The sequence below is a fragment of the Roseibium sp. genome (genome assembly GCF_965232425.1).
Taxonomy (GTDB): domain Bacteria; phylum Pseudomonadota; class Alphaproteobacteria; order Rhizobiales; family Stappiaceae; genus Roseibium.
Genome location: NZ_OZ246971.1, coordinates 61,943 through 74,212, shown reverse-complemented (window position 1 = coordinate 74,212; position 12,270 = coordinate 61,943). Strand labels below are relative to the sequence as shown.

Below are 12,270 nucleotides of genomic sequence, written 5' to 3'. Positions count from 1 at the left end.
CGGGTCAGTCAGCTTCTGGGTCGGGAATCCACCCGGATGACACGAGCCTGTCTTTCTGGAACGGTGAGGGGACCGCACGTTCGAGGATCCTGGCTTTCAACTGCAACGCCGTCAGATCCGGATCCTCTGCCAGCAGACGGGCGGCGAGGGCAGCGAGACGCGGCACGGCATAGCTGGAGCCGGAAGCAACGCCTGATGCACCGCGAAAATCTGTTACGTCCATGTTTTCTGCAGGCAGCATCAGGTCGACGCTCTTGGCACCCCAGTTGGACCCGCGCGCCAGGCGCCCGAACGCGTCTGCCGACGTCACCGTGAGTATGTTGTCGAGGTCGAGGCCTGCCGGATAGACAGGATCGGCGTCTATGTCGCGTCCGTCATTTCCCGCAGACACGATCGCCAGGATATCCTGGTCCTTGAGCGCTGCGGCAAAAGCCTCCCAATCGGCCGGTTTCCGGCTGCCAAGCGGCATCGCCAGGATCTTGATATCGTTTTTGAGAGCATGCTTCACAAGCTCTTCCATTCGGCTCATGTCGGGTCTCGGATAGCGATAGGGAACAAGAGCTGCGCCGGGGGCTTCGCGGGCAATGATCGACGCGACTGCAGTTCCGTGACGGATCGGCAGAAAAGCCCCGCGTGACGTGTCGCCGTCATAAGGAAAGGGATCCAGATCCCAGAAATCATATCCAAACGGTACACCGTCCGGGTCGCGCGCAAGCCGGTCTCGGAAGAGGGGCAGATCGTAGGCCAGACCTGAATCCACCAGCCCGATGCGCACACCGCCGGCATCTTGACCGGACGGCCATGGCGCCTGCAGCGTTTCCGTCCATCGCAGAGTCTGGAGGTCTCCATCGAGTTGATCGAGGAAAATCCAGGGATCGTCGCCGTCGCGGATTTCACGTGCCGAGCGCACCGTGCAACTGCCATCGGCGATTGCCAGGAAGCGCGGCCTGAGTGTCTGACCGGTCTGCACCGCCACCGACGCGCGGAACTGCCGCAGGACGCCGTTCGCAAGGCGCGATTCAAGAACGAGTTCGTCGCCGCCCGGCAGCGCGAAGCGCATGGTCACCCGAGCCGGGTTCTCCGGCGATGGTTGGCGCACCTCTTCCAGCAACCAGCTGCCGGGCAGCGCGTTTTGAATGTCAAACCCGGGCATGTCCGGATTGGCGCAGGCGTGTTCGATAGCGAGGGTAATCCAGTCGCGCACCTGTGTCCGGGAGGCCGCGAGGACGGGAGAGGGGGCTGACAGCGCGAGGCAGCAAACAAGCAGCAGCAAAACGCCTTGGAAAGCGCGACCGCGCAGCGGCAACAATGCTATGACCGCGATCATGAAGCATCGTGAATTCGACAAAATAGGCACGCGGTCCGAAAGCTCCCGGCCTGTCGCGTTGGTGAGAAACATGCTGACTTAATCTAGGGTGGTGCAGGCTCCTGGTCCACGTAGCAATGCGGCAGAGATTGGCAATTTCCGGTCCTTGAGCCATGCTGGAGAAAGTTGGTTTCGCCGGAAAAGCTCCCGCCACAAGAGGGGCAAGTGAGGTTTTGTTTGCCGCTTTGGGGAGGGGAGATCATCTGGAATTCTGCGCTTGACGGCACGTCGCACGCTTCCACACGAAAAAGCGGGCTGGGATAACCAGCCCGCTTCTGTTTTCGGCCACCTGAATCTACACCCAGGTGGATTGGCTTAGCTGACCAAGCTCAAACGCTCCCTTATGCGCCGCGACGCTTCCTGGCTGCGAGACCAAGGCCGGCGGCACCCACGAGCAGCAGTCCGAGTGGTGCTGGTAGCGGAACTGCTTGCACCTTGATCGACTCCAGATATCCGGTGAAACCTGTCGAGGACAAGGAGATCGAAGTGACACCACAGAACCCGGCATAGGAAGAACAAAGGTCACCTTGACCCGCGCCTTCGCTTCCGACCCCGTCAAAAAGGTCTGCCGTGGACGACAGGGGACCAAACGTAAAGCCGCCTGTTGCCGCGTCCGTATGTCCGTCGTTGAGCGTGAAGCCCAAAATATCGACGGCTCTGGAGAATGTCAGCGTCAGTATTTCGCCGATACCGAGGTTGTCACCGTTCGGAGACCCCAGCACACCGAGACCACCATCTGCGGGGTGGTCTTGACGGACGACACGATCGGAGCCGCCTGATGAGCCGGTTGCAGTTACTGTCAGACTACCCTCGGTGAAGATGATGCCGACAGGATTGCCGCCACCGTCTTTGCCATCGACGTCTGCTGGCAATCCGTCGAACACAAAGTTCCACATGTTGCCACCAGACGTGTGAAAATCGTCAAACCCGGCTACCGGAGCTGCATGAGCAACGCCGGAGGCGCAGGCAAGTGCGATTGCGCCAACCAGTAGTTTTTTCATCATACGCTTCCTTTGCTGTTAAGCACACAGTGATTGAAACAAGGCAAACGCCCTTTGGCGCTGCTGAAGTATGCAATTCCAGGCATTGTTCATTTTTTGGTTTTAGCCTTGCACCTTGAACTTTGATTTCAAAACCTAAGGCTTGCATCAAACATCGAAGCGCCTTTTTAAGATCCGCCTGAATGGATCTCTGCAACCTAGTCTGCAACCCGCCGCAAACGAGGTCAAGAAAATTAGTGTAATTTTTTATAAATTTTGACAAAAAATTAAGTTAAAATCCAAAAAAACAAAAAATAGATGCGCAAAACAAAATTCACTGAGATGCAACCTGGGTAGCGAGGGTGTGAATTTCTAGTTGTATTAAGCGACAGTCAAGGAAATCTCAGATATTTTGTTTAAGTCGGGCAAGTTATGGGTGTAAAGATGCGATTTATGGCAATCGTGTAAGCAGGTTTTGGAAATTTAATCTTGCCAAAAGTTATTTCAGGTGTTGTCAGATTACGACCTTTTCACTCTCCCTTTCACTCATTTCAAACTCATCCAGAATATTCCGGTGACGCTTTCAATACCCGGCTTCAGTATCCTTTGCCGCCAAAGAATTCCTGAACCACTGTGTTCACGATAATCTTCACGTCCAGAAAAATTGACCGCACTTCGATATATTTAAGATCGTAATAGAGACGCATGGACGCTGCGTGAGCGGTTTTTGTCTCTCCTCGAAAACCATTGACTTGAGCCAGACCGGTGATTCCCGGTTTTACGCGATGGCGGGTCTGGTAGCGCGGATCGAACTGCTCGTAGGGGACGCCATTGGCAAGCATCCCGGGTACGTGAGGGCGTGGCCCCACAAGCGACATCTCGCCCTTGATAACATTCAGCAATTGCGGCAGTTCGTCGAAATTGCTCTTGCGCAGGAAGCGCCCGATCGGAGTGATCCTCGGATCGTCTTTGACGGTCTGCCGGACTCCCGATTGATCGCACTGATCAATATACATCGACCTGAACTTGTAGGCCTTGAACGTCTTTCCATCGAGACCATGACGGTCCTGTTTGAAAAGGACAGGCCCCTTGCTCGTCACCTTGATCACAGCCGCGAGGATGACGAAAAGTGGCGTTAAGAGCAAAAGCCCGCTTACTGCACCGAAAAGGTCCAGTCCGCGCTTCAAGGAGCTGGAAGTCTGAGAAGATTCAGCGGGATCATTCGCATGACCCAAATCCGTATTATGAAATCCATAAACATTGTCAGTCATTCTCAAAACTCATACTTTTTATTGCAAATGCTCGCTAAAAACGCGCGCATCAGGCATTGTCTGAAAGCTGCCCACCACTAAAAAAAAACGTGGTACCCATAAATTTAGTTAATTGAACGTTAATCGATTGCTCTGCGCGATGCAACTTCAATTTTGCTACTGGTTGAGCAGGAAACTAAATTTTGCGCGATTAATCAGAGAGCTAGAGCGCATCATCATTTGACATTGAAAGAAATTCCGAGGCGCTGTTACTTCTGATTTAAGGATCATCGCTTCATGAACGGGCTGCTTAAATCTCAGCCGGTTCGATGAACGCGTAACGCATTCCACTGGCCAACAGGGGAATTTGTCAGCCGCATACAGGGATCACGAAGCAAGTACTTGCCCGGCACCATCTTTGACAGTCGAGTGTTGTTCGGTGATCGGAATATTGCGGGCAGACACAGCCTGACCGTTGCGATTTGCGCGACGCAACAATCCCGCGCCAACTGCGATGGAATGCGAAATCAGGCTTTGGAAGCAAGGCCTGTCAAAGCAATTAGATCGGATTTTCTTCAAATTTACCAAAAACCCAAAGGGCCAAAGAAAGCTTGTGTTTTCTTTTGTCGATATGGCTATAGTCGCCGCGACGAAGGTCGATTGAAGGGCTGGCTCAAACCGGTCGCGCGGCTTGCCATATCCGATCTGGTTGACCCCGTTAGAATTGAGCGTCTCCAGGAGCATGCATTGAGCATTGGTATTTGCTCCGAAAAGTCTGTTTTGAGGTTGAAATGATTGTCGAAAAAACCGGACTGTCCGGTGTTTTGTTGATTACACCCAAGCGGTTTGGTGACGACCGCGGTTTTTTTTCCGAAAGCTGGAGTAAACGCGCGTTTGCAGACACGGGTATCAATATCGAATTCGTACAGGACAACCATTCCCTCAGCGCTACAACAGGAACTGTGAGGGGGCTTCATTTTCAAGCCCCGCCCCATGCGCAGGCAAAACTCGTCAGGTGCGGACGTGGCCGGATTTTCGATGTCGCGGTCGACATCCGCCGAGGCTCGCCAACCTACGGAAACTGGTTTGGAACGGAACTCAGTTTCAAAAACGGCAGGCAATTGTTCGTACCGGCCGGGTTCCTGCACGGGTTCATGACACTCGAACCGGACAGCGAGATCGTGTACAAGTGCTCCGACTTTTATGCGCCTGACTGCGACGGCGCTGTCCGTTGGGACAGTTGCGGGATTGACTGGCCGCTGGCAGACATCGAACCGGTTCTGTCCGAAAAGGACGCCGCAGCGCCAGCGCTTGCTGCATTTGAAACACCATTTGAATATTGAGGGATTGGATGAAGATTCTTGTTACGGGCGGAGCGGGCTTCATTGGCTCGGCTGTAATCCGGCTTGCCGTCCAGCGCGGTCTGAGCGTCGTCAACCTGGACGCCCTTACCTACGCTGCGTGTCTCGACAATGTCGCCTCTGTTGCCGACAGCCCTCTTTATGCCTTCGAACAGGCCGATATTCGCGACAGGCAGGCCCTGAGGCGGATCTTCGCCGAGCACCGTCCCGACGCGGTCATGCACCTTGCCGCCGAGAGCCACGTGGACAGGTCCATCGACGGTCCTTCCGACTTCATCGAAACCAATATCACCGGCACCTTCAACATGCTTGAGGCATCGCGGACATATTGGCAGGAGGCCGGTAAACCAGAATCGTTCCGGTTCCACCAGATTTCGACCGATGAAGTCTTCGGCTCGCTTGGCGAGACAGGTCTGTTCACCGAGACAACGGCCTATGATCCGCGCAGTCCTTATTCGGCGTCGAAGGCGGCGTCTGATCACCTCGTGCGGGCATGGCACGAAACCTACGGGCTTCCGATCGTCCTGACCAATTGCTCGAACAACTACGGTCCGTAACACTTCCCCGAAAAACTCATCCCCGTTGTCATTCTCAACGCGCTCGCCGGCAAGCCGATCCCCGTCTACGGCAAGGGCGAAAACGTGCGCGACTGGCTCTACGTCGAGGATCACGCCGATGCGCTTCTCCTCGTCCTGCAGAAGGGTGCTCCCGGCCGCAGCTACAATGTTGGCGGTGAAAACGAACGCAGGAATATCGATCTCGTAAGAACCATCTGCAGCCTGCTCGATCAAAAACGTCCGAGGTCGCAAGGCTCTTATTCCGAACTGATAACCTTTGTGACTGACAGACCCGGTCACGATATGCGCTATGCGATCGACCCGGCCCGCATTCGCGAAGAACTCGGCTGGAAACCAAGTGTCAATGTCGAGGAGGGGCTGGAAAAAACCGTGCAGTGGTATCTCGACAACGAAAGCTGGTGGCGTGCCTTGCAGGACCGCAAGGGTGTCGGCGAACGGCTCGGTGTCGCCGCAGGTGCCAGGGCATGATGCTTGTTTTTGGTTCCTCCGGGCAGGTGGCAACCGAACTCCGGGAAAGATTGCCTGACGCCGTCTTTCTCGGACGGGAGGAGGCGGATCTGTCGGTGCACACGAATATTGGTGGGATCATCGAGGAAATAGGCCCGGCGGCGATTATCAACGCGGCGGCCTATACGGCGGTAGACAAAGCCGAAGAAGAAGAAGCTCTGGCGCTGAAGCTGAATGCGCAGGCGCCCGCCGAGATGGCGAAGGCAGCAGCCAGGCTGAGCATCCCGCTGGTTCACATTTCGACCGACTATGTGTTCGACGGCAGTGGTGAAACGGCGTTTGCACCTGATGCGGGAACCGCACCACTCGGAGCCTATGGACGCACCAAGCTGAAAGGCGAGCAGGCAATCGTGGCCGCAGCGCCGGTCTATGCCATCCTGCGCACCAGCTGGGTGTTTTCTGCCCATGGCGCGAATTTCCTGAAGACAATGCTGCGTCTTTCGGAAACACGGGATCATCTGACGATCGTTGCCGATCAGATTGGAGGTCCGACACCGGCATCTGCAATCGCGGAAGCCTGTGTCAAAATTGCCCGATCCCTGGCAGCGGACCCTTCGAAAGCCGGAACCTACCATTTTTCCGGTGTGCCGGAGGTAAGCTGGGCAGACTTTGCGCGCGAGATCTTCAGGCAGGCGGGCCGATCGGTCGCCGTCGAGGATATTCCAACATCAGCCTATCCGACACCGGCGAAACGGCCTCTCAACTCGCGTCTGGACTGCAGGTCACTGGCCGCATTCGAACTGAACCGCCCTGACTGGAAAGACGGCGTGGCAGACACTTTGGCAAAACTGGGTGTGACTTCATGACAAATCGCAAGGGCATTATCCTCGCTGGAGGATCCGGCACACGGCTTTTCCCTCTGACAATGGCCGTCTCGAAACAGCTGATGCCGATCTACGACAAGCCGATGATCTATTATCCGCTGTCTGTTCTGATGCTGACCGGGATCCGTGAAGTTGCGATCATCACGACGCCCGAGGACCAGCCGCAATTCAGACGCCTTCTCCGGGACGGCAGCCAGTGGGGCATGCGCTTCGAATACATCGTCCAGCCATCGCCGGATGGACTGGCGCAGGCCTATATCCTCGCCGAGGACTTCCTGGACGGTGCGCCGTCCACAATGGTGCTTGGAGACAATATCTTCTTCGGTCACGGACTTCCCGAGGTTCTCGGTGCCGCCGACGCCCGTGAACGGGGAGGAACTGTTTTCGGCTACCATGTAGCGGACCCGGAGCGTTATGGTGTCGTGAAGTTCGATGACGCCGGTCTGGCCGAAGAGATCATTGAAAAACCGGCGGTGCCTCCGTCCAATTATGCAGTCACCGGTCTCTATTTTCTGGATGGCGACGCACCGCGCAGGGCGCATGAAGTGAAGCCATCGCCGCGCGGCGAGCTGGAAATCGTCACGTTGCTGGAAATGTATCTGCGGGAAGGGGCCTTGAACGTCGAACGCATGGGCCGCGGCTTTGCATGGCTCGACACCGGCACGCACGAGTCATTGCTGGATGCGGGAAATTTCGTCAGAACACTCTCCGTGAGGCAGGGCATGCAATCGGGCTGTCCGGAGGAGATCTCCTATGCGAACGGATGGATCGACCGGAACAGGTTGCTCGAACATGCGGAAATCTTCGGACAAACAGCTTATGGAAAGTATCTCCAGAACCTGGACTAAGCGGCGCAAATGGGCAATTGCGGCAAGCTTGATGATTGCCATTGGATCCGCTGGGATTTTCGCGGTTCAAGGGACGCTCTCGTCATACAAGGAGAGAAAGCTTAAGACCGCATTTCCTGACACTGCATCCCCGGTGGAAAAGAGCAAAGGTCTGATCAAACCCAACGCCGGTCAGGACCTGGCGATATTTCTGGGAGACTCGCGAGTAGCGCGATGGAAACCCTTGCCGGTCTTGCCAGGCGCCACCATCGCGACCAGTGGTCGCGGCGGCGACACGATACAGCAGATTGGCCTCCGGTTTGAGCAAGATGTAAAGGTACATGAACCAGCGCTCGTTGTGATCCAGGCCGGAATTAACGACCTTGTTGTTGCAAGCTTGTTTCCCGAAAGGTCGACGGAGATCATCGATAACTTCAAATCCAGACTCTTAGAAATTGTTCAGGAACTGGAAGCGAATGGAACAAAACTCATAGTGATGACGATTGTCAGACCGTCCAAACCGTCTTTCTTACGAAGGGTCGTATGGTCGGATGCGATCTTTGATCATCTCGATGATGCAAATGCCTTTGTAAAAAGTCTCGCGCGCTTCAACCATGTAACGGTTTTCGACGCAGACGCGTTGTTGTCGAGCGGAAATGAGACGCTTCCCGCGAAATTTGCAAAAGATACCCTGCATTTTGAACCGGAAGCCTACGAGCTCTTAAACAGTCATTTAGAGAAACTTTTGCCAAGCGGCAAAGACTAGGTGTGCCATGAAGTACCCAATACACAAGGTAAGAAACAACCTTTATCATTATCGAACTCTGCTGCTCAGTATGCTTTACCGCAATCTGTACGGCATGAAGATCGGCAGCAACACGCGTATTTCGGTGCACGCCAAGTTGGATAAAACCAATCCAAAGGGAATAAACATAGGATCGCATACGCAGATCACTTTTGGTGTTGCGGTACTCACACATGATTTCGTCAATCGCCTGCATTTGGATACTTACATAGGGGACTACACTTTCATTGGAGCGAACTCGGTGATTTTGCCCGGTGTGCGCGTGGGAAATCACTGCATTGTCGGAACAGGCAGCATCGTTACCAAGGACATTCCGGATCATAGTGTGGCAGTTGGCAATCCTGCTCGGGTCGTAAAGACCGGGATACAGACAGGAGAATACGGTGTTCTCATTTCGCCTGATCAACAGGCGAACTCTCGATCAACAGAGGAAAAGCAAGACGATTTCAATGAGAACGAGTGACGTTTCTACTGCCAATTCAGCGTATCTATCTGAAATTTTAAGCTTTTGAATTCAAGTTTTCGAACAAGTCTAAATGGGGTTCCTTATGTCTGAAAATCACCAGCCCAAAGCGTTTGAAGACGAATTGGTTAGCGTAATTATCCCGACTTATAATCGTGCGCATTGCATCGAAAGGGCCATGCGCAGTGTGCTCGCTCAGACCTACAAGAACCTCGAGTTGATCATCGTTGACGACTGCTCGACTGACAATACCGGTGAAATTGTGCGCCGATGGCAACAAGATGATGCGCGTATCGTCTACGTTCCGCAAGAACACAATCAGGGCGCTTCTGCGGCCAGAAATGCCGGCCTTGAGAAGGCACAAGGCAGCCTGATAGCTTTCCAGGATAGTGATGACGAATGGTTGCTCGACAAGCTCGAGCGTCAAGTGCGCGAGTTGAAGAACAGCGGCACCGAATATGGCGCGACTTTTGGCTCCAAGTTGATCTACGGTCACGACCTGAATTACCGCTATGGCGATGGCCATGTCGCCATCGCACCGGAAACCCATCGCACGGTTGTGAGCGGCGACCTTAGCAAGGACATGCTAGACGGTAACCTGATAAGTCCGCAGACCTTGCTCATTCGGCGAAATGAAGCGCAGAAAATCGGGTTCTTCGACGTCCGCTTACCTTGCAACAATGATTGGGAATACATGATCAGGTTGTCCCAGGTGACGTCGATACTCTTCACTCCGGAACCTGTTGTCGTCGCGTACATCCAATCTGACAGTATCCATCGCAAATTGCGTAGCAAGGCGATTTCTTTTCTGGTGATATTGAAGAAGCATAAAAAGTCTTTCGAACGCTATCCCTCAATCTATGCCGCTCGCCTGTTCAGTGCGGGCCGGTACTTGCATAAATGTGGAAAGTACAAAGCGGCATCAATCTGCATGCGTCGCGCGATTCTGGCGCATCCCAAGGCACCTAAACCAGTGGTCGGATATCTACAAAGCATGGTCTTTTCCGTGTTGCACCGGTCGAGGACATCTGCCGAACCGGTGGAAAAGTAGACGATGGCACATGATCGCATGGAACCGTCTGTTGCGTCGCAAAGCGGTGACGCTTCCGACGGAAGAGACGTCCCAAATCGCGGTGGATTGCGCAAAGACTTGTCGGTCGGCACGCTCATATTCGCAGCTTCAGGTTTTTTTCTGAAGATCGTGGGCATAATCGCGCTCGCGATCCTGGGCCGGGTCCTGACGCCGGCGGACCTGGCAATCGGTGCGTATTGTCTGTTCGCCACCGGATTGTTTGCAGCAATCATCATTCGTCCGTTCGACATAGGACTCATCCGCCTTCAAGACGTTACCGACGGGCATCTTTCCACCGTGTTCACCATGCGGGTGATTTTTGGCGCATTTTGTGCGATTGTTCTCTACTTACTTGCAGAACCGGTGGCGGCTTGGACCAAAGCGAATGAACTCGCCAGCGTTTTGAAGGTGATTTCTCTTTGTCCGCTGGTGAACGGTTTTTTCAATCCAGCCTACGTGCTCTACGCAAAGAAGTTGCGTTTTGGGCCAGAAGCCCTGCAAGACATTGTTCCAAGGCTAACGTTTAATGCTGTTGCGATCTCCCTGGCGATATACTGGCAATCATACTGGGCGCTTGTCGCCGGTTATGTGCTTTCTGAGCTTTCGCGCTCGCTGATCAGCTACATACGTACGCCTGCAGTTTCCAGGCTGGAGTTTTCCGAATGGCGCTACTTCTACAAGCTGACCAGGTGGATAATCGCGGTCAACTTGATTGGATACGTAAACAGACGCGTGGACCAGATACTGATCGCTCCTGGGTTGGGGTTGACCACTGCAGGTCTCTATCGCGTGGGGAGGGATCTTTCAGAACTGTCGACCGTCCATCTTGTGCGGCCTATCAACCGCGTTATTTTTCCTGGCCTAGCCTCGATCAGCAACGATCCGGAAAAGCTGGCTTCGGCATATTTGAAGCTGCAGGTCATGACACTGGGGATCGTGACGCCGGTCGGCGTTTTCTTGTCCGTGGGGGCAAGCGACCTGTTGCGCGTCGTGATGGGTCCCCAATGGTTGGATGCCGCCACAGTGGTGACGTTCCTGGCCCCGATTTGGGCGATCATGACGATCAATGCGGGCATCAAAGCGCTCGTATTCATTGAAAACGAAACCTGGAAACTGTTCACGCGGGATCTGATTGCCCTGTCGATCACTTTGCCAGCGATACTTGTGGGGATACACTTGGGTGGTTTCTTGGGTGTGATCTTGGCAAGTTTGTTTGCCAACTGCGCATATATTTTCATGACGCTGATGATCGCGGCCCGAAGCACGGGGACGTCGCTGTTCTCTCCGTTCATCCGTGCGTGGCGGTATCTCTTGTCATCGGTGCTGATGGCCGCAGGGTTGGTCCTGTTCAAGAGCCAGGTCCCTGAGACGACGGCAGAGACCCCGTTCCTTCATTCTTGCATAATGATTGCCTGCTATCTGTTGACCGGTGGAGCGATCTATACCTGCACGAGCCTTTTGACGTGGTTCGCAACGGGAAAACCTGATGGATTGGAAAGACACCTGATCTCGCTCATACGCATGGCACCCAAAAAATTCACTAAGCAAGGCGAAGGTAACTAGATCAATGAAAACGAAGGTGTTTTGTGTTGGTTTCCAGAAGACCGGAACCACATCCATGGAAACCGCACTGGGAATTCTGGGTTACCGGGTCACAAGCATTTTTGGCAAGACGACCCCGATAGAAACCTTGAGGTCAACTTACGTCGAAGAAGGTCTGAAGATCGCGACCGAATATGATGCCGTGCAGGACATGCCGTGGCCACTTTTGTTTCGCGAACTCGATAAAGCGTTCCCGGGTTCGAAGTTCCTTCTGACACTTCGTGATGAGGACAGCTGGTGGGCGAGCATCCTCGGGCACTTTGGAAACAATCCGGCGATCCTTCAACAGCTCACCTATGGCGAAGATGCCGGTGCGCCCTTTGGAAACGAAGATCACTATCGATCTGTTTATCGGAACCACAATCAAGCCGTTCTGGACTACTTCAAGGACAGACCTGACGACCTGTTGGTGATGAACTTTTCCAAACCGGTTGATTGGGACAATTTGTGTTCGTTTCTGGGGTGTGATGTTCCGGACCAACCATTTCCGACGTCCAATCAACCGAAACAGTCACCGGGAATCAGGCGCAACCTGCGCAGAATGTACATCCGCAATCTGAATTATTTGTTCAACAAGCTATCAAGGTAGAAAGCTCTAGCCGGAACCGATCTGGTCGCGTGATCTGTGAAAAGCT

Annotated in this window: 12 protein-coding genes and 1 pseudogene; 10 read left to right on the top strand and 3 right to left on the bottom strand. The window is 54.0% G+C overall.

Annotated features, from left to right (window positions below; all coding sequences use genetic code 11):
- Window positions 1-4: 4 nt before the first annotated feature.
- The 3 genes from ACO08A_RS00410 to ACO08A_RS00400 form a co-directional block, all read right to left on the bottom strand.
- Window positions 5-1,327, bottom strand: a complete 1,323-nt coding sequence (locus ACO08A_RS00410) for a S8 family serine peptidase (RefSeq protein WP_422039320.1) — start codon at window positions 1,325-1,327, stop codon at window positions 5-7.
- Window positions 1,328-1,707: 380 nt separating this feature from the next.
- Complete coding sequence (locus tag ACO08A_RS00405; protein WP_422039319.1) at window positions 1,708-2,367, bottom strand: hypothetical protein; 660 nt, start codon at window positions 2,365-2,367, stop codon at window positions 1,708-1,710.
- A 575-nt stretch (window positions 2,368-2,942) separates the two neighbouring features.
- Window positions 2,943-3,617, bottom strand: coding sequence for a sugar transferase (locus ACO08A_RS00400; protein ID WP_422039318.1), 675 nt, complete (start codon window positions 3,615-3,617; stop codon window positions 2,943-2,945).
- Between the two features lie 381 nt (window positions 3,618-3,998).
- Here ACO08A_RS00400 and ACO08A_RS00395 point away from each other — a divergent pair, with 381 nt between their 5' ends.
- The 10 genes and pseudogenes from ACO08A_RS00395 to ACO08A_RS00350 all read left to right on the top strand — a co-directional run bounded on the left by ACO08A_RS00395 (window position 3,999) and on the right by ACO08A_RS00350 (window position 12,224).
- On the top strand, window positions 3,999-4,391 hold the full coding sequence (locus tag ACO08A_RS00395; protein WP_422039317.1) for a hypothetical protein: 393 nt from the start codon (window positions 3,999-4,001) through the stop codon (window positions 4,389-4,391).
- The gene (rfbC, locus tag ACO08A_RS00390; protein ID WP_422039316.1) at window positions 4,388-4,939 is read left to right on the top strand and encodes a dTDP-4-dehydrorhamnose 3,5-epimerase; all 552 of its coding nucleotides are present in this window, start codon (window positions 4,388-4,390) and stop codon (window positions 4,937-4,939) included. The genes ACO08A_RS00395 and rfbC overlap by 4 nt, the downstream gene beginning before the upstream one ends.
- Before the next feature lie 8 nt (window positions 4,940-4,947).
- Window positions 4,948-6,003, top strand: a pseudogene (gene rfbB / locus ACO08A_RS00385) (dTDP-glucose 4,6-dehydratase).
- A complete protein-coding gene (gene rfbD, locus ACO08A_RS00380; protein ID WP_422039315.1) occupies window positions 6,000-6,848 on the top strand; it encodes a dTDP-4-dehydrorhamnose reductase in 849 nt (282 codons plus the stop codon). The pseudogene rfbB and the gene rfbD overlap by 4 nt, the downstream one beginning before the upstream one ends.
- The gene (rfbA, locus tag ACO08A_RS00375; RefSeq protein ID WP_422039314.1) at window positions 6,845-7,714 is read left to right on the top strand and encodes a glucose-1-phosphate thymidylyltransferase RfbA; all 870 of its coding nucleotides are present in this window, start codon (window positions 6,845-6,847) and stop codon (window positions 7,712-7,714) included. The genes rfbD and rfbA overlap by 4 nt, the downstream gene beginning before the upstream one ends.
- A complete protein-coding gene (locus ACO08A_RS00370) occupies window positions 7,686-8,459 on the top strand; it encodes an SGNH/GDSL hydrolase family protein (protein WP_422039313.1) in 774 nt (257 codons plus the stop codon). The genes rfbA and ACO08A_RS00370 overlap by 29 nt, the downstream gene beginning before the upstream one ends.
- Window positions 8,460-8,466: 7 nt before the next feature.
- Window positions 8,467-8,961: an acyltransferase gene (locus tag ACO08A_RS00365; protein WP_422039312.1), complete on the top strand. Its 495-nt coding sequence runs from the start codon at window positions 8,467-8,469 to the stop codon at window positions 8,959-8,961.
- Window positions 8,962-9,046: 85 nt separating this feature from the next.
- On the top strand, window positions 9,047-10,012 hold the full coding sequence (locus ACO08A_RS00360; RefSeq protein ID WP_422039311.1) for a glycosyltransferase family 2 protein: 966 nt from the start codon (window positions 9,047-9,049) through the stop codon (window positions 10,010-10,012).
- Window positions 10,013-10,015: 3 nt separating this feature from the next.
- On the top strand, window positions 10,016-11,596 hold the full coding sequence (locus ACO08A_RS00355; protein WP_422039310.1) for an oligosaccharide flippase family protein: 1,581 nt from the start codon (window positions 10,016-10,018) through the stop codon (window positions 11,594-11,596).
- 4 nt (window positions 11,597-11,600) lie between these two features.
- Window positions 11,601-12,224, top strand: a complete 624-nt coding sequence (locus ACO08A_RS00350) for a sulfotransferase family protein (RefSeq protein ID WP_422039309.1) — start codon at window positions 11,601-11,603, stop codon at window positions 12,222-12,224.
- Window positions 12,225-12,270 lie beyond the last annotated feature (46 nt).

Coding starts and splice junctions, on each gene's coding strand:
- ACO08A_RS00410 (WP_422039320.1), bottom strand. CDS start 1,327: ATGATCGCGGTCATAGCATTGTTGCCGCTGCGCGGTCGCGCTTTCCAA.
- ACO08A_RS00405 (WP_422039319.1), bottom strand. CDS start 2,367: ATGAAAAAACTACTGGTTGGCGCAATCGCACTTGCCTGCGCCTCCGGC.
- ACO08A_RS00400 (WP_422039318.1), bottom strand. CDS start 3,617: ATGACTGACAATGTTTATGGATTTCATAATACGGATTTGGGTCATGCG.
- rfbC (WP_422039316.1), top strand. CDS start 4,388: ATGATTGTCGAAAAAACCGGACTGTCCGGTGTTTTGTTGATTACACCC.
- rfbD (WP_422039315.1), top strand. CDS start 6,000: ATGATGCTTGTTTTTGGTTCCTCCGGGCAGGTGGCAACCGAACTCCGG.
- rfbA (WP_422039314.1), top strand. CDS start 6,845: ATGACAAATCGCAAGGGCATTATCCTCGCTGGAGGATCCGGCACACGG.
- ACO08A_RS00370 (WP_422039313.1), top strand. CDS start 7,686: ATGGAAAGTATCTCCAGAACCTGGACTAAGCGGCGCAAATGGGCAATT.
- ACO08A_RS00365 (WP_422039312.1), top strand. CDS start 8,467: ATGAAGTACCCAATACACAAGGTAAGAAACAACCTTTATCATTATCGA.
- ACO08A_RS00360 (WP_422039311.1), top strand. CDS start 9,047: ATGTCTGAAAATCACCAGCCCAAAGCGTTTGAAGACGAATTGGTTAGC.
- ACO08A_RS00355 (WP_422039310.1), top strand. CDS start 10,016: ATGGCACATGATCGCATGGAACCGTCTGTTGCGTCGCAAAGCGGTGAC.
- ACO08A_RS00350 (WP_422039309.1), top strand. CDS start 11,601: ATGAAAACGAAGGTGTTTTGTGTTGGTTTCCAGAAGACCGGAACCACA.